We start from the raw sequence: 15,894 nt of genomic DNA, 5'->3' as shown, positions 1-15,894 counted from the left end.
GTATTCTTGATCGTGGATAATAAAGGCTTACTGAACGCTGCGATTGCTGGAAAATAGCGCATTTCTGGAGGGCGCGGCGCAAATTGCGCCGCGCCGAACGCACTCAGTTGCGGAGATAGGCCTCCATGGAATCGTCGAGCTCCTCGAGCCACGGCGTATGGTGCTTGGGGGACATCGTGCCGGTCATCAGCGAGCGATAAGCATTGTCGCGGAAGCCCATGATGTTCTCGGCCTTGTGGTGCTCCCACTCCATGAAGGTCTTGTTGGTGCCTTCAATGTCGAAGCTCGGATAATCGGTCTCCGCGATCAGTTCCTTCACATAGTCGCCCTGGAACCAGATGCACTGCTCCGCATCTTCAAGAGTTTCCTCCCGCGCGCGCCATTTGTCGAAGTCGGCCTTGAGCTCAGCTTCGCCGGGCAGCTTGATGCGGCCGAGAATGAGGTCGCGGACATACCAGGCCTGGGCGTCGAACATGTTGAATGTGTAGAACTGGTCCTGCATGCCGATGAAGAAGAGGTGCGGATTCTTGTCCGACACGACGCCCTTATGGAGTCCGTCCGACCACATGCGGTTGGCGGTGGTCAGCCGCAGGCTGTCGGGCAGGAATGGGAAGTGGTGGAGATAGCCCGTGCAGAGGATCAGCACGTCGACATCCTTGGTCGTGCCATCACGAAAATGCGCGGTCTTGCCTGTCAGTTTCATCAGCAGCGGGCGCTCCTCGAAACGCTCCGGCCACTTGAAGCCCATCGGCCGGGAGCGATAGGTCGTGGTCACCGACTTTGCGCCGTATTTCCAGCACTGCGAGCCGATGTCCTCCGCAGAATAGCTGCGGCCGACGATCAGCACGTCCTTGTCCTTGAACTCCAGCGCGTCGCGGAAGTCGTGGGCATGCATGACGCGGCCGCCGAAGCTTTCGACGCCTTCGAAATAGGGAACGTTCGGCGTCGAGAAATGGCCGCTGCAGACGATGACGTCGTCAAACTCTTCATCGTACATCGTGTCACGAACGCGGTCATGGGCGGTGACGGTGAACTTTTGCGTCGGCTCATCGAAGGTCACCATCCGGACCGGCGTGTTGAAGCGCACCCATTTCTTGACGTCGGCCTTTTCCACTCGGCCCTTGATGTAGTCCCACAGCACGGCGCGCGGGGGATAGGAGGCGATCGGCTTGCCGAAATGTTCCTCGAATGTGTAGTCGGCGAATTCTAGGCATTCCTTGGGGCCGTTGGACCAGAGATAGCGATACATGCTGCCATGCACCGGCTCGCCATGTTCGTCGAGGCCGGTGCGCCAGGTGTAGTTCCACAGGCCGCCCCAGTCGGCCTGCTTCTCGAAGCACACCACTGCAGGAATGTCGGCGCCCTTCTGGGCAGCGGACTGGAAAGCGCGCAGCTGCGCCGTGCCAGAAGGTCCGGCGCCGATGATTGCTACTCTCGTCATTCTCTCGTTCCCTCTTTGCTTGTTCTTATGTCGTGGCGATATCGGGCTCAGTCCGGCCAGATCCCCGGACTGGTCGGCGCGCCGTCGTCATGTTTCGAAAGCCAGTCGATGGTCATCTCGCGGTAGCGGGTCAGGCCCTTGTAGTCGATGAGTTCCGGCGGCAGCGTCCGGAGAACGCGTGGAAAACGGCGCGCCCATTTCGGAACGGTGACGAGTTCGTTCATGTTGATGAGATAGCAGCGGATGACGAAGAGGATGGCGTTGGAGCGTGGCAGGCGCCAGAGGCTTTGCAGCTCGACGCGGAGATGAACCTTTTCGCCGACATTGTCAGGCGTCACGGTCGCGCGGTCCGTGCCCCATTTGTGGTAGTTTTCCGGACTGGTATCGAGGCGGGGATTGATGGTCATCGTCCAGTTGAAACGGCGGGTCGGTTTGCCCTGCTGCAGGTTCAAGAGGAACTTCAGCGCCCGGTCGAAAACCCCGATCTGATGCGCCAGCGGCACTGGCCCATGCCACTCCATGAAATTCATGCCGATGTCGAAATCGAGCGACCAGTCGGCCTGGGTGGTCACCATGCCGGCATCCATCCAGAGATTGTTGTCGCGCTGGTCGACGATGCAGAAGTCGCCCTGGGCCTGGCGGGTGATATATTCCATCGGCTCATAGGGCAGGGTCGAGCGGTCGCCGAAGGTGAAGGTGTCGTCGATGCCCATGGGGCGGTTGATCCAGCGCCACTGGTCGCCATTGCGGATCAGGGTGAAATGCTCGGGGTAGCCGGCGGCCTTCTGCTCCATCAGCAGTTCCAGCGTGTCCCACTGCGCCGTCATCATATGCGGCAGCGCCTGGCAGCGTAGCGGGTCTTCCTTGAGCACCAGCGCCCGGTCGTGCATCTCGGCGACATAGTGCTCGTCGACGTCGATCAGGCTTTCATAGATCGTGTCCTTCCGGCCCAGAACATGCGGTTCCATGTTGACCGAATACATGTATTCGTCGCGGTCGAACGGGAAGGGGAACCGCCTGATATTTTCGGGACTGTTGCGGTAAGTGAAGTCATCGCGAAACGTCTCTTGCTTGAACATGATCGCCATCAACCAACTCCTTCGCTTTTCCCGGCCAGCCTAGATGTCCAGCGCCAGCGCCTTGCCCCGGAAGCGGGAGACGCAGACCATGATCTTCTTGCCGGCCGCCTTTTCCTCGTCCGTGAGGTAGACGTCGTTATGCTCGAGCGTGCCATCGCAGCTGAGCACTCCCGTTTCGCACTGGCCGCAGGCGCCGCCGCGACACATGTATGGCGCGTCGATACCAGCCTCCTCGATCGCTTCGAGAATGCTCTGGTGCTCGCCGACAGGGACCGTCTTGCCGCTGCGCACCAGCTCGACATTGAACTTCTGCCCCGCCGGCGGCGCGAGGAATCGCTCCGAATGCAGGTTCTCCTTCGGCCAGCCCGCCTCGCGGGCTGTGCGAAGACAGAAGTCGATCATGCCGCCGGGACCACAGACATAGAGATGCGTGCCGAGCGGCTGGTTGTCGAGGATCTTGGCGAAGGGCACGAAGGTCTTTTCCTCGTCGAAATAGACCTTTACCCGCTCCGATCCATACTGCCCGATAAGCTGTTGCCAATAGGCGCCGTGTGAGCGCGAGCGCATCGCATAATGCAGTTCGAAGGGCATATGGGCGCGGTTGAACTGCGACATCATCGCGAGAAACGGCGTGATGCCGATGCCGCCGGCAATCAGGATCTGCTTGCGCCCGCGATGGTCGGCGGGGAACAGGTTGACCGGCTGGCTGATGGTCAGCTGATCGCCTTCCTTGACGTGGGTGTGCATGAAGGTCGAGCCGCCGCGCGAATTCTCGACATGCAGCACGCTGATCTCATAGGCCGTGGGATCATGCGGCACCGACATCAGCGAATAGGGATTTCGCCGCGCATGGCCGTCATCGCGCATCGTGACGACGATATGGGCGCCGCCGGAGAAGATCGGCAGTGGCTGGCCGTCGATCCGCTCGAAGCGGAAACGCTTGATCTTGTCCGTGACATCAGTGACCTTGGTCACGCGAACCGGAATGTCCGAATTGACGCTCAAGGAAACAATTCCTCCGGTTCAGGGGCCGTGCCGGGTTCCTCGGCATCGATATTGACGCCCTGAAAGGCGGCAAGGCGGCGCGAATAGTGATCCCGCACCAGCAAGGTCAGGCCGCAATGGCTGCAGGTGAAGGGGCTGGCGGTCACGTCGTCGGTGATGCCCTTGCAATGGACGCATTGTACCCGACGGGCCATCGATCCGCGATGCTCGGTGATGATGGAGCGGAAGTCGATGCCGAAGTCGATGCCGAGCTGGATCACCCTGCCCATGAAGCCCTCGGTGCCCGACGTATAGAGCCGCGTGCCCATGGTGGCGTTGGTGAGCGAGCCGCGCAGGCGGAAGATCAATGTGTCGACGGACGGCGCGAGCCAGCATTGATCGGCGCCGAGGGCGGATAGCGTCGCGAAGTGCTCCTTCGGACGGGCTGCGCCCGCCGTGTAGAGGATCTCGCTGCGCGACATGGCCGCCTGGTCCGGGCGCTGCTCGAGGAGAGCGAGTGCGCCTTCGCCCTCGAGCGCGAAGATGTGCCGCTTGGCATGGGGGTCGATTGCTAGGCCGTCATAGACCGGGCGGCTCTTGATGCCTTGGACAAGCATGGCTGATCTCCTTCAGCCGACCGCGTTCCGCTTCGTCTTCTTCGGATCGTCGAAGGTGATCGTATGCGCAATTGCCGGCGCCTTGACACTCTTGCCGCGCACTTCGAGCTTGGCGCCCTGAACGGCATAGGGAACGTCGACGCGCATGATCGCCATCGAGCGGTTGGTCAGCTTGGAATAGCAGGGGCAGGTGATGACGCCCACCTTCTTGCCGTCGGCCCAGACCTCGTCGCCGAGATCGGTCGGGGCATCGGCTTCGGCCAGCAGGCCGAAGATCTTGAAGCGCTCCTTGCCCTTGAGACGGTAATGCTCCTCGGCGCCGCGGAAGCCGGTCTTGCCGGGGCTGACGGTGAAGTCGAGGCCGAGTTCCCACAGGCTGTCGCCGGGCTGTTCGTTGGCGAAGGGATACATCTGCGAATTGTCGTAGGGGTAGAAAAGCAGGTAGCTCTCGACCCGGAGCATGTCTAGAACGCTGAAGCAGACGGGGATGATGCCCATCGACTTGCCTTCCTCAAGGATCGTATCCCAGACGAGGCCGGCGTCCTGACCGCGGACGAAAATCTCGTAGCCGCGTTCGCCGGTGTAGCCGGTGCGCGAGATCATGACCGGCGCGCCGAACAGCGATGTCTGCATGTGGTGGAAATATTTGAGGTCGCGGATCGCTGGGACGTGCTTTTCGAGATAATCGACGGCGAGCGGGCCCTGGAGCGAAAGATCGTGCAGGTCGTCGTCGAACAGCACCGCGCAATTGCGGCCCGCAGCCTGCTTGACGACTTCCTCATGGCCGGAGCCCGAGCCATGCACCAGCATCCAGGAATTCGGGCCGGTGCGATAGATGATGCAGTCGTCGGTGAACATGCCGCGCTCGTTGAGCATGCAGGCATAGACCGACTTGCCCGGATAGAGCTTGGTGACGTCACGGGTGGTGATATAGTCGAGCACCGCAATGGCGTGTGGGCCGACGAGGTGGATCTTCTTGAGACCCGACACATCCATCAGGCCGGCCTTCGTGCGGACGGCGATATGCTCGTCGTAGATGTCCTTGTCATAGGTCCAGGCGGTTCCCATTCCGCTCCAGTCCTCGAGTTTCGAACCCAGTGCGCGATGACGGTCGGCCAGCGCGGAGAAACGCCAGGATGCAGTCATTTCCAGTTCCCTCTTTTTCACTATGCGGAAAAATTATTTCCTGACTATAGCCGCGATTGCGCGCTTGGCAAGACACATCTGCGCCCCGATGGCCATGCAATTTGTCTCACTCTAGCCGACAGCACTCCCGGCGTCGGAGAACACATCCGTGGCCGCGGTGTGGGCAGAGCCTCGGCAAATGATAGCCGATTTTGAAGTCAGTCCGTCACGCGAACGCGGGCCGACCGTCGACGGACTTGATCAAGGCAGCTGATGCGGGCTCCAGCTAAGCTTTTCCGTTCGACGTCGCGCTGAGAAACGACATTCTCCCGGGCGGCGATTTCGCGGCCAATAATATCTATCTTTTTATATATATTCTATAAATAATGGATTACAGCTCGGCCGCACAGGGGCGGTCGGCACAAAGGGAGCTATTTCGATGCCTATTTCCAGACGCACATTCACAGGTATCCTCGCCGGCGGTCTCGCCATGCCGTTCATCAGCAGCAGGGCGGCCTTCGCGGCCGACAAGGTTCTGCGCATCGGTTTCCAAAAGTACGGCACGCTCGTGCTGCTCAAGGGCAAGGGCCTGCTGGAGCCCAAGCTGGAAAAGATCGGCTACACGGTTGAATGGACCGAATTCCCGGCCGGTCCGCAGCTTCTGGAGGGGCTGAATGTGGGCGCCGTCGATTTTGGTTCGACTGGCGAAACGCCGCCGATCTTCGCGCAGGCCGCCGGCGCGCCGTTGATCTATGTGGCGCATGAGCCACCGGCACCGCGCGGCGAAGCCATCCTCGTCCAGAAGGACAGCCCGATCAAGACGGTTGCAGATCTCAAGGGCAAGACCGTCGCGCTCAACAAGGGCTCGAACGTGCACTACCTGCTCGTCAAGGCGCTCGAGGAAGCCGGCCTGAAATATAGCGACATCACCACATCCTTCCTGCCGCCGGCCGACGGACGCGCCGCTTTCGAGCGTGGCGCCGTCGATGCCTGGGTGATCTGGGATCCCTTCCAGGCCGCCGCCGAAGTGGCGATCGAAGCGCGGGAGTTGCGCAATGGCGAAGGCATCGTCCCCAACCATCAGTTCTATCTCGGTGCCCAGAGCTATGTTGAAGCCCATCCCGAGGCCATCGATGTCCTCATCGAAGCCATCGGCGAGATCGATGTCTGGACCAAGGCCAACACCGCCGCCGCTGCCGCCGAACTCGCGCCTTCGGTCGGCATTCCGGAGCCGGTTCTCGTCAAAGCGCTGGATCGCCAGTCCTATGGTGTCAAGGCCATCGATGATGCCGTCGTCGCCCAGCAGCAGGCAATCGCCGACACATTCTTCGATCTCAAGCTGATCCCGAAGAAACTGTCCATCGCTGACGTCGTGCGGAAAGGCAAAGCCTGATGGCAGAGGTGACCATCTCCCAGTATGCGCGAGCAGAAAGGGAGGCGTCGTCGCTCCCCCGCCTGAGCACGCTCTGGAGAATCTTCGCACCATGGGCATTGCCTGTAGTGCTCTTGATTCTCTGGGAAATCGCCGCCCGGACCGGCCTGATCACGGCCCGGCTGATGCCCGCACCCAGCACGATCGCGGTTGCTGGCTGGACGGCGTTGATGGATGGCACGCTCGTCTATCATACGCTGGTGTCCACCCGGCGGGCCCTGATCGGCCTTGCGATCGGCGGCGGTCTCGGATTTGTGGCGGGTATCGTCAACGGACTCTGGAAGTCCGCCGAAACGCTGCTCGACAGCACCTTGCAGATGGTGCGCAACGTACCGCATCTGGCGCTGATCCCGCTCGTGATCCTCTGGTTCGGCATCGACGAGTCCGCCAAGATCTTCCTCGTCTCGATCGGCGTCTTCTTCCCGATCTATATCAATACGCTGCATGGCGTGCGCACGGTCGATCCGCAGGTGGTCGAGATGGCGCAGATCTATGGCCTCGATCGCAAGGCGTTGATTACCCGGATCATCCTGCCGGGCGCGCTGCCGTCGATCCTGGTGGGCTTCCGCTACGCCCTGGGTTTCATGTGGCTGACGCTGATCGTCGCGGAGACCATCTCCGCCAAGGACGGCATCGGCTATATGACGATGAACGCGCGCGAATTCTTCCTCACTGACGTCGTGCTTCTGGGCATCATCATCTATGCGCTTCTCGGCAAGATCGCCGACAGCCTGACCCGGCTGATCGAGCGGCGCGTTCTCTCTTGGCATCCCGCCTATCAGGTCCAAAAGGAGAAGAACTGATGGCTCTTGCAGAAACTTGGGGCCACGAGGAACCTGAAGACGACGTGAGCGCCGGCGGCGGCGGATTGCCGATCCGGCTCACCGGTGTGGACAAGGCCTTTGGTCGATTGCGCGTGCTCAATCGCTTCGAACTCGATGTGCCCGCGGGTCAGTTCATCGCCATCGTCGGTCGCTCTGGCGGTGGCAAGTCGACGCTGCTGCGGCTGATTTCGGGACTCGACCAGCCGACCGCCGGCCGGGTCACCATCGGCGGCAAGCCGCTACAGGGATTGAGCCCTGATGTCCGCCTGCTGTTCCAGGAAGCGCGCTTGGTGCCATGGCAGCGGGTCGTCCAGAATGTCGGCATTGCACGCGGTCCGAACTGGCAGCAGGACGCGCTGGCAACGCTCTCGGATGTCGGCCTTGAAGGTCGCGGCAATGACTGGCCGAGCGTGCTCTCGGGCGGTCAGCGGCAGCGTGTTGCGCTCGCGCGTGCCCTGGTCAGCCGGCCGCGGGTGCTGCTGCTCGACGAGCCTTTCGGCGCGCTCGATGCGTTGACGCGGCTCGAAATGCACAAGCTGCTGGAGGGCATCTGGCGCAAGCGGCAGTTCACGACGGTGCTGATTACCCATGACGTGGCGGAGGCGGTCGCGCTCGCCGATCGGGTCATCGTGCTTCGCGAGGGGGCCATTGCGCTCGATATCCCGGTACCGCTCGAACGGCCGCGCCGCGAGCTGGCCGACGCGCAGGCCGTCGACCTGCAGCGGCAGATCCTCGAGGCCGTCTGAGCCGGAAATAGGCGAGGGGCGACCTCACGCCATGACGAAAGGACCGGTTCGGATGAAGTCCGAACCGGTCTTTTCGTTTCGAGCATTGATAGTGTGTCGAATGCTGGGCCATGGAACCCCGCATTCCTCGTGTGAGCTTACGAGCCGGAGCCGTGCACGACCCTGAGGTTGCCGCCATGGCCGCCGCCGCCGAAGACCTGTTCATGGCCGAAGGAGGTCGGCAGGCGATGATGTGGAATGCCGAGTCCGATCTCCGGGAAGAGCAGTTCGGAGACGCGATAGGCTTCCTCGAGATGCGGATAGCCGGAGCCGATCACCGTATCGATGCCGACATCCTGGTATTCGCGCAGTCGTGCCGCGACAGTCTTTGCCGAGCCCACGAGTGCCGTGCCGGCGCCGGAGCGGACGAGGCCGATGCCGGCCCAGAGATTGGGCGAAACTTCGAGCTTGTCGCGACGGCCGCCATGCAGCTCCCACATGCGGGTCTGGCCGACGGAATCGTTCTGCTTGGTGAAGCGCTCGCGGGCCGCCTCAATGGTGTCATCCGACAGCTTGGAAATGAGGCGGTTGGCGGCATCCCAGGCTTCGTCGTCGGTTTCGCGTACGATGAAGTGCAGGCGGATGCCGAAGGAGACCTTGCGGCCGCGTGCCGCAGCCGCCTTGCGAACGCGCTCGATCTTTTCGCCGACCTGTGCCGGGGTCTCGCCCCAGGTCAGGTATTTGTCCATATGCTCGGCGGCGAAGTCTATCCCGGAGTCCGAGGAACCGCCGAAATAGAGCGGAGGCCGCGGCGATTGCACGGGTGGCAGGCCAAGCTGCGCATTGGTCGCCTTGATATACTTGCCGTCGAGCGTCGAGTGACCTTGTGCCAGCAGCTCGTTGAAGACTTTGAAGAATTCCTCTGCATGGGCATAGCGCTCGTCATGCGGCAGGAAGATGCCGTCGCCGGCCAGTTCCTGGGCGCTGCCGCCGACCACGACGTTGAGCAGGAGACGGCCATTGGAGAAGCGGTCGAGCGAGGATGCAAGACGCGCATAATAAGCGGGCGACGCCACGCCGGGACGCACCGCAACGAGGAATTTCAGCCGTTCGGTGGTCTGCGCGAGCGCCGCGGCAACAATGAAGGATTCCTCGCAGGCGACGCCGGTCGGGATCAACACGCCGGAATAGCCGAGGCGGTCGGAGGCGGCGGCAATTTCCTTCAGGTAGGCGGGATCGGTCGGACGCGCGAGGTCGTTGGAGCCGAGATAGGTGCCATCGCCCGAGGTCGGGATGAACCAGAGGAAATCAAGGGGTTTGGGTGAGGACATGAGTTTGCTCCGTTATTCTGAAACGATCGTCAGCCGGCGTTGGGCAAGGCGCTGTCGCCGCTGGTGAAATGTGTTGGCTGGCCGCTCCATCGGGGAAGCGTGTCCGCCTGATCTGCGGCGGGCTGATCACTTTCCGAGTCTTCCGGACCTGCAGGCGCTGCCAGCGTCTCGGGTGCGAATGCCATCTGGAAGGTGGGAAAAATGCCCACGGCGATTGAGGCGCCGATCCATCCGAGTCTGTGCTTGTTCATCATGAGTCTGACAGCCCTTGGTGATTAATTGCGGTAATCATATTGATATAATCTACAAAAACAATCGACAATATAAAATCGCAAAAACGAACTTCTCTGCGCCTCCCTTTTCCGAAGATTCGAGGACGGAAGAAATCTCATTCCAAATGGTTCGATACGGTCGCTTTCTCAGGAAATGAGAGCATGCGGACCCGGTGTCAGGGCCGGATCCGCATGCCTACGGGCGGCGGTGCTGGAGGGCGATACCGCCGGATCCCGTTAATTCCTTCGCTATGCTGGTGCTCTCGATGCTCCTGTGTCGAAGTGGCATTGACAATCAGGCGGCGTTCTCTGCCGCGGTATCGCGACTGAGAACGGCGGCAACTTCTTCGGCCACGGCGGCGGCATGTTCCGACACTTGCGGCAGGCCCATCAATTCGCCGAAAGTGCCGCGCGCCAAGGGTCCGGCGACATAGAGACCGGAGACCGGCCAACCATCACGATCGAGCAGGCGAGAATGCTTGTCGCAGGCAAGGCCGAGGCCGGTTGGATCCTTGGCGACCAGGCCATGATCGGCGAGCCCGCTCAGATAACCTTGGCTATCGAAGATGGCGCCATGCGCCGGACCTGTGGTCACGACCACGGCGTCGAAATCCCGGATCAACGTGCCCTGGCCGTGAGCGCGCTTGAGCGCCACCCGGATCCGCTGGCCATGGTATGACACCGCTGCCACCGATGCCGCCAGCGTTTCGAGCTGGCCTCGGGCCGTCGCTTCGGCGAGCGCATTCTCTACTTGCGGGGCGATGCGGAAGCGATGGACATCCCAGAAAGCGCGGAGATGTCGGACTACCCTTTGCCGCTCGACCAGCGGCAGATTGTTCCAGATCGCGCCGCCCTGCGCGCGGACCGCATCGATCACGGCGTGCCAGCTCACGTCGAAGAGTGCCGCCTGTTCGATCGCTTCGCGGACGCGACGGGTGGCCAGGCGTGCAGAGCGGATCGGCCGGGTCAGGAAATCGCCATGCGGATCCTGTGGCCGCGGCGCGTGGCCGCGTGAGCGCAGTCCGCGGCGCGAGATCGACGTGATGCCGCGTGTGTGCCCGCGCTCGAGCAGCGAGGCGATCGCATCCGCCGAGGTCAGCCCGTTGCCGACGACGAGCACGGCGTCGCCGGCGCGAATATTGGCCAGAGCATCCGGCTCGGTCGCATCAGCGACGAAGCGTGGGTGGCCTTCGAGCATCGAAGAGAGCAGCCGCGGGGCGGCGGGCGCAGGGTGGGTCGTCGCGACGATGACGCAATCGGCTTCCGCGCTTGTCCCGTCCTCCAGAGTCAGCCGCCAGCTGGCGCCAGCGGGCTCGACATTTGCCACGCGCTTTCTGACATGCTCGACGGCACCGGCAGAAACATAGGGCTCGATTCGAGACCATACATAGGCGCCGAAAGCGGCCCGGCGGGGAAATACGCCACCGTCCGCGGTCAGCGCCCTGGCATCGCTCGCAGCATAGCCGGTTTCTGCCAGCCAGCGCAGGAAGTCCTCCGGGTCTCCGGGATGCAGGCTCATCTTCGCGGCAGGCACGTTGATCCGGTGGACCGCATCGTTCGTGTCATAGGCAAGGCCGCCGCCCAGTCGTTCGCGCGGTTCGAAGACGGCGATGTGCGTTGTCGAAGCCGGCAATGTCCGGGCAAGATTCCAGGCCACGGCGCCGCCTGTGAAACCTCCGCCGATAATCGCTATCTTGCGCATCGCTCCATTCTCCAAACCGTTCGGCCATAATCATGCAGGATGATCATATTGTCTATAAATTTAATTGACAATATGTCATGATGCAGGTTTATTGTCGATCCCGAGCCAGGTGCATGAGGGAATCGACAGTGGCCATCCTGCAGAATTTTCCGCCGGTTGCTGAAGCAAAGCCAGACAGCAACGGTTGCAGCGGCATCTCGATTCCCTGAAAGAGAACATCATTCCATGCTGACAAAGAAGGGCAAATATGGCTTGAAGGCGCTTATCGCGCTCGCTCGCCTGCCCGAAGGTGAAAAGGCGTTCAGCGCCGAGATAGCAGCCTCGAACCAGATACCGAAGAAGTTCCTCGACAATATCCTGATGGAGCTTCGCAACGCCGGCATCGTCCGATCCCGCAAGGGGCCGATGGGCGGCTATTCGCTCTTCCGGCCGGCGTCGGAAATCCGGATCGGTCACGCGATCCGGGTCATCGATGGCCCGCTGGCGCCGATCCGCTGCGCGAGCCGCACCGCCTATGAAGGATGCGAGGATTGCCTCGATCCGAAATCGTGCCTCGTCCGCAAGGCAATGACCGAGGTGAGGGACGCCATGTCGGCGATCCTCGATGAACTGACACTCGAGCAAATGGCCGGAAATCCCGGGCTCGAAGAGGATGGCGATTTCGATTCGATCATGCTCGACGGCATACCGCAGCAAATGAAGGAAGAGCTGGCGACGTGATTGCCGGCACGCGGGCGAGCAAGCCCGTGCCTTCGGTTCCCGCACTGTTCCCCGATCAAATGCCGTGCGCGGTCAAAGACAAGAGGTCGAGAGATGTCCACAGTGTCTCAGATAAGAGCCGGCATTCATCGAATTCACCGCATCGCTGATGAAGGCGAAGCGCTCGAGGTCGCCCATCGTCTGGCTGAGCGCTTCAAGACGGGTGCAGCAGAGCGTGACCGTGAGCGGCAGCTGCCGCATCAGGAACTCGACGATCTTGCCATGTCGGGCCTGCTGGCTATCACGGTGCCCGAGGAATTCGGCGGCATCGATGTCTCCAATTCGGTGCTGGCCGAGGTCACGGCGATTCTGTCGGAGGCAGACAGCTCCATCGGCCAGATCCCGCAGAACCACTTCTATATCCTCGAGGCGCTTCGACTCGATGGCAGCGAAGCGCAGAAGGCTTTCTTCTATGAGCGCGTGCTGGCCGGCGACAAGTTCGGCAACGCGCTCTCCGAAACCGGCACCAGGACGGTGGGACACTACAACACCAAGCTCACGCCCGATGGACGGGACTACCGGATCAATGGCCGCAAGTTCTATTCCACCGGCGTCTTGTTCGCCGATTGGATCGTGATCTTCGCCAACGACCCCGAGGACAGGCTCACCATGTCCTTCGTGCCGAAGGGTAGCGAAGGCATCGAGATCGTCGACGACTGGGACGGCTTCGGTCAGCGCACGACTGGCAGCGGCACCACCATTCTCGACAATGTGCCTGTACCCGCGAACTCGGTGATCTGGCACCACAGGGGTTTCGAGCGGCCAGGAACAATCGGTTCGGTCGGGCAGATCATCCATGCGGCCGTAGATCTCGGCATCGCGCGCGCGGCGCTGGCCGAGACGATCGAATTCGTAAGGACTCGCGCGCGGCCGTGGATGGATTCGGGCGTCGAAAGCGCCGCCCACGATCCGCTCACTATCAGCAAGGTCGGAGAGATCGCGATCCGCATCGAGGCCGCTGCTGCACTCCTCGACATCGCCGGCCGCAAGGTGGATACGGCACAGCTCAGCACGACGGAGGCCAATGCGGTCGCCGCCTCTCTCTCGGTGGCCGCAGCCAAGGTGCTGACGACGGAAGTCGCGATCGACGCCACCAATGTGCTCTTTGAACTCGCCGGCACATCGTCGGTGCGATCGGGCCTGAACCTCGATCGCCACTGGCGTAATGCCCGCACCCATACGCTCCACGACCCTGTCCGCTGGAAGTTCCACGTGGTCGGAAACTATCACCTGAACGGCGTTGCTCCGCCCAGGAACGGCGCGCTCTGAGCGTGATCGACAGGATCCTCGTCCGAGGAGAGGAAGCATGAGCCGCGCCGCGTCCGGCGCTGCTACCGGATCAGCTTGGCGTGGCGATTGACATCCTTGTAGAGCAGATAGCGGAATTTGCCGGGGCCGCCGGCGTAGCAGGCCTGTGGGCAGAAGGCGCGTAGCCACATGAAGTCCCCGGCCTCGACTTCGACCCAATCCTGGTTCAGCCGGTAGACCGCCTTGCCCTCGAGCACGTAGAGGCCGTGCTCCATCACATGGGTCTCGGCGAAGGGGATGATGGCGCCGGGCTCGAAGGTCACGATCGTGACATGCATGTCGTGCCGGAGATCGGAGGGGTCGACGAAGCGCGTCGTCGCCCATTTGCCCTCTGTGCCGGCCATTGGATTGGGCTTGATGTCCTGCTCGTTGAGGAAGAGGGCTTCGGGAATATCGAGACCCGGTACCTTGTCATAGGCCTTGCGGATCCAATGGAAGCGGGCGTGATCCGCGCCATGGTTGCGCATTTTCCAGCTGCTCGACGGCGGCAGGTAGGCATAGCCGCCGGGCGTGAGCAGATGCGTGTTGCCGGCCAGTTCGACGGTCACCTCGCCTTCGGTGACGAAGATCACGCCCTCCGCCCCAGGGTCGAGTTCCGGCTGGTCGCTGCCGCCGCCGGGGGCGACCTCCATGATATATTGCGAGAATGTCTCGGCAAAGCCGGAGAGCGGACGGGCGATGATCCACGCCCGTGTGCCGTTCCAGAACGGCAGGTAACTGGTGACGATATCCATCATCACGCCCTTGGGGATCACCGCATAGGCTTCGGTGAAGACGGCGCGGCCGGTGAGGAGCTCCGTCTGGGCCGGGTTGCCGCCGCGCGGCGCGAAATAGGTAGGCTTGGTCACTTTGCACTCCGGGATCTGTGTGCATATGTCGTTGAGCGATCGACGGTGTCGGTCGACGCAATGGAAGGTGGTGTCGATTTACCCGTATCCGATGGTTTTGTTTAGTCGTTTCTGGTTCTCAAAAGCAAAACAGCGCGGCCGATATGGCTCCGATAATTTGAAAGTCTTTCGCGTTTTCCCTGGAGATCCCGATCTAGCTCGCGGTCGGCGCGAAGTACAAGCTGCCCTGCCTGTATGTGGTCGTGAACAATTCCTATCTCGGCCTTATCCGCCAGGCGTAGCGCGGCGTCAGCATGGATTTCGAGGTCAGTCTTTCGTTCGACAATATCAATGTGTCGGAAGAAACTAGGAAGGGCTATGGCGTCGACCACGTTGCCGTCGCCGAGGGGCTCGGCTGCAAGGCGATCCGTGTGAGGAACCCCAGTGAATTCCAGGAAGCGTTCACCACGGCACAAGCTTTGAAGCGGGAACATCGGGTCCCGGTCGTGATAGAGTTCATTCTCGAGTCACTGACATTGCCATGGGCGCCGATATCAATGCCGTCGTCGAGTTCGAGAAGCTTGCCGAGCGTGGCGAGGATGCTCCGACCGCCACGCTGGCTTTGCTCGATTGAGGGGAGAAGAGGAAAATCATGCCGAAATTTGCAGCCAACTTGACCATGCTCTTCAATGAAGTGCCGTTCATGGAGCGCTTCGCGCTGGCCGCGAAAGCCGGCTTCGAGGCGGTCGAATTTCTCTTCCCCTACGAATTTGACAAAGACGAGCTGCGCGCTGCACTCGACAAGCATGGTCTCAAGCAGGCGCTGCACAACTTGCCGCCCGGCGACTGGGCGGGCGGCGAACGTGGCATCGCGATCCTGCCCGACCGCATCGACGAATTCCGACGAGGTGTCGCCACGGCGATCGACTATGCGACTGTTCTGGGTTGCAAGCAGCTCAACTGCATCGCCGGCATCGTGCCGTCAGGCGTGTCGGAGGACGTGCTGCGGACGACCTTCGTCGCCAATCTCAGATTTGCGGCGAGCGAACTCGGCAAGCATGGAATCCAAGCGCTGATCGAGCCGATCAACCGCTTCGATATTCCGGGCTTCTATCTCAACACGCTGGACCAGGCAGCCTCTGTCATCGAGGAGGTCGGCAGCGACAACCTGTTCATCCAGTACGACCTCTACCACCAGCAGCGCACCGAGGGTGAACTGATCGGGACATTCAGGAAGCACCAGGCGAAGATCGCTCATATGCAGCTCGCCGACAATCCGGGCCGCAACGAGCCGGGCACTGGCGAGATCGCTTATCCCTTTGTTTTCGAGACGCTCGACGCGCTAGGTTACGACGGCTGGATCGGCTGCGAATACAGGCCGCGCACGACGACGGAGGACGGACTCGGCTGGTTCGCCGCCGCCCGGCGGCCGACTAAGAGCGGAGACATTCTCAAGATCGGGAGCTAA

Annotated in this window: 15 protein-coding genes and 1 pseudogene; 7 read left to right on the top strand and 9 right to left on the bottom strand. The window is 61.7% G+C overall.

Annotated elements, in window-relative coordinates:
• Positions 1 to 103 precede the first annotated feature (103 nt).
• The 5 genes from AC2YI2_RS27975 to AC2YI2_RS27955 are packed head-to-tail and all read right to left on the bottom strand — an operon-like array spanning position 104 to position 5,267.
• Positions 104 to 1,441: an NAD(P)-binding domain-containing protein gene (locus AC2YI2_RS27975; protein ID WP_487389815.1), complete on the bottom strand. Its 1,338-nt coding sequence runs from the start codon at positions 1,439 to 1,441 to the stop codon at positions 104 to 106.
• Between the two features lie 47 nt (positions 1,442 to 1,488).
• Entirely contained in the window at positions 1,489 to 2,529 is a 1,041-nt protein-coding gene (locus AC2YI2_RS27970; protein WP_487389814.1) for a heme-dependent oxidative N-demethylase family protein, read from the bottom strand.
• A gap of 30 nt (positions 2,530 to 2,559) precedes the next feature.
• Positions 2,560 to 3,525: a PDR/VanB family oxidoreductase gene (locus AC2YI2_RS27965; RefSeq protein WP_487389813.1), complete on the bottom strand. Its 966-nt coding sequence runs from the start codon at positions 3,523 to 3,525 to the stop codon at positions 2,560 to 2,562.
• Positions 3,522 to 4,121 (bottom strand): dimethylamine monooxygenase subunit DmmA family protein, encoded by a 600-nt coding sequence (locus AC2YI2_RS27960; protein ID WP_487389812.1) that lies wholly within the window; start codon positions 4,119 to 4,121, stop codon positions 3,522 to 3,524. Before AC2YI2_RS27960 ends, AC2YI2_RS27965 begins: the two co-directional genes overlap by 4 nt.
• Before the next feature lie 12 nt (positions 4,122 to 4,133).
• Positions 4,134 to 5,267 (bottom strand): aminomethyl transferase family protein, encoded by a 1,134-nt coding sequence (locus AC2YI2_RS27955; RefSeq protein ID WP_487389811.1) that lies wholly within the window; start codon positions 5,265 to 5,267, stop codon positions 4,134 to 4,136.
• 418 nt (positions 5,268 to 5,685) lie between these two features.
• Here AC2YI2_RS27955 and AC2YI2_RS27950 point away from each other — a divergent pair, with 418 nt between their 5' ends.
• Genes AC2YI2_RS27950 through AC2YI2_RS27940 form a run of 3 tightly spaced genes read left to right on the top strand, consistent with a single transcriptional unit; the run spans position 5,686 to position 8,248 of the window.
• Positions 5,686 to 6,639, top strand: a complete 954-nt coding sequence (locus tag AC2YI2_RS27950; protein WP_487389810.1) for a sulfonate ABC transporter substrate-binding protein — start codon at positions 5,686 to 5,688, stop codon at positions 6,637 to 6,639.
• Positions 6,639 to 7,481 carry an ABC transporter permease subunit gene (locus AC2YI2_RS27945; protein ID WP_487389809.1) on the top strand — a complete coding sequence of 281 codons (843 nt, stop codon included), beginning with the start codon at positions 6,639 to 6,641 and terminating at the stop codon, positions 7,479 to 7,481. The genes AC2YI2_RS27950 and AC2YI2_RS27945 overlap by 1 nt, the downstream gene beginning before the upstream one ends.
• Entirely contained in the window at positions 7,481 to 8,248 is a 768-nt protein-coding gene (locus tag AC2YI2_RS27940; RefSeq protein ID WP_487389808.1) for an ABC transporter ATP-binding protein, read from the top strand. The genes AC2YI2_RS27945 and AC2YI2_RS27940 overlap by 1 nt, the downstream gene beginning before the upstream one ends.
• Positions 8,249 to 8,385: 137 nt before the next feature.
• Here the strand turns inward: AC2YI2_RS27940 and ssuD are convergent, their stop codons facing one another.
• The 3 genes from ssuD to AC2YI2_RS27925 form a co-directional block, all read right to left on the bottom strand.
• On the bottom strand, positions 8,386 to 9,558 hold the full coding sequence (ssuD, locus tag AC2YI2_RS27935) for an FMNH2-dependent alkanesulfonate monooxygenase (RefSeq protein WP_487389807.1): 1,173 nt from the start codon (positions 9,556 to 9,558) through the stop codon (positions 8,386 to 8,388).
• Between the two features lie 29 nt (positions 9,559 to 9,587).
• Positions 9,588 to 9,809 carry a hypothetical protein gene (locus AC2YI2_RS27930; RefSeq protein ID WP_487389806.1) on the bottom strand — a complete coding sequence of 74 codons (222 nt, stop codon included), beginning with the start codon at positions 9,807 to 9,809 and terminating at the stop codon, positions 9,588 to 9,590.
• A 316-nt stretch (positions 9,810 to 10,125) separates the two neighbouring features.
• The gene (locus AC2YI2_RS27925) at positions 10,126 to 11,532 is read right to left on the bottom strand and encodes an FAD/NAD(P)-binding protein (RefSeq protein WP_487389805.1); all 1,407 of its coding nucleotides are present in this window, start codon (positions 11,530 to 11,532) and stop codon (positions 10,126 to 10,128) included.
• Positions 11,533 to 11,757: 225 nt separating this feature from the next.
• Between AC2YI2_RS27925 and AC2YI2_RS27920 the strand changes: the two genes are divergently transcribed.
• Entirely contained in the window at positions 11,758 to 12,252 is a 495-nt protein-coding gene (locus AC2YI2_RS27920) for an RrF2 family transcriptional regulator (protein ID WP_487389804.1), read from the top strand.
• A gap of 93 nt (positions 12,253 to 12,345) precedes the next feature.
• The gene (locus tag AC2YI2_RS27915; protein WP_487389803.1) at positions 12,346 to 13,560 is read left to right on the top strand and encodes an SfnB family sulfur acquisition oxidoreductase; all 1,215 of its coding nucleotides are present in this window, start codon (positions 12,346 to 12,348) and stop codon (positions 13,558 to 13,560) included.
• A gap of 62 nt (positions 13,561 to 13,622) precedes the next feature.
• Here AC2YI2_RS27915 and AC2YI2_RS27910 read toward each other — a convergent pair whose 3' ends face one another.
• Entirely contained in the window at positions 13,623 to 14,447 is an 825-nt protein-coding gene (locus tag AC2YI2_RS27910) for a bifunctional allantoicase/(S)-ureidoglycine aminohydrolase (RefSeq protein WP_487389802.1), read from the bottom strand.
• Between the two features lie 197 nt (positions 14,448 to 14,644).
• On the opposite strand from AC2YI2_RS27910, the pseudogene AC2YI2_RS27905 reads away from it, so the two are divergent.
• Both AC2YI2_RS27905 and otnI read left to right on the top strand, forming a co-directional pair.
• Positions 14,645 to 15,060 (top strand): annotated as a pseudogene (locus tag AC2YI2_RS27905) (thiamine pyrophosphate-dependent enzyme); the annotation flags it as partial.
• An 18-nt stretch (positions 15,061 to 15,078) separates the two neighbouring features.
• Positions 15,079 to 15,894 (top strand): 2-oxo-tetronate isomerase, encoded by an 816-nt coding sequence (otnI, locus tag AC2YI2_RS27900; protein WP_487389801.1) that lies wholly within the window; start codon positions 15,079 to 15,081, stop codon positions 15,892 to 15,894.

The organism is Rhizobium sp. SRI_017 (genome assembly GCF_057586295.1).
The sequence above is the reverse complement of the archived record's forward strand: the minus strand, read 5'-3'. Positions and strand labels throughout refer to the sequence as shown.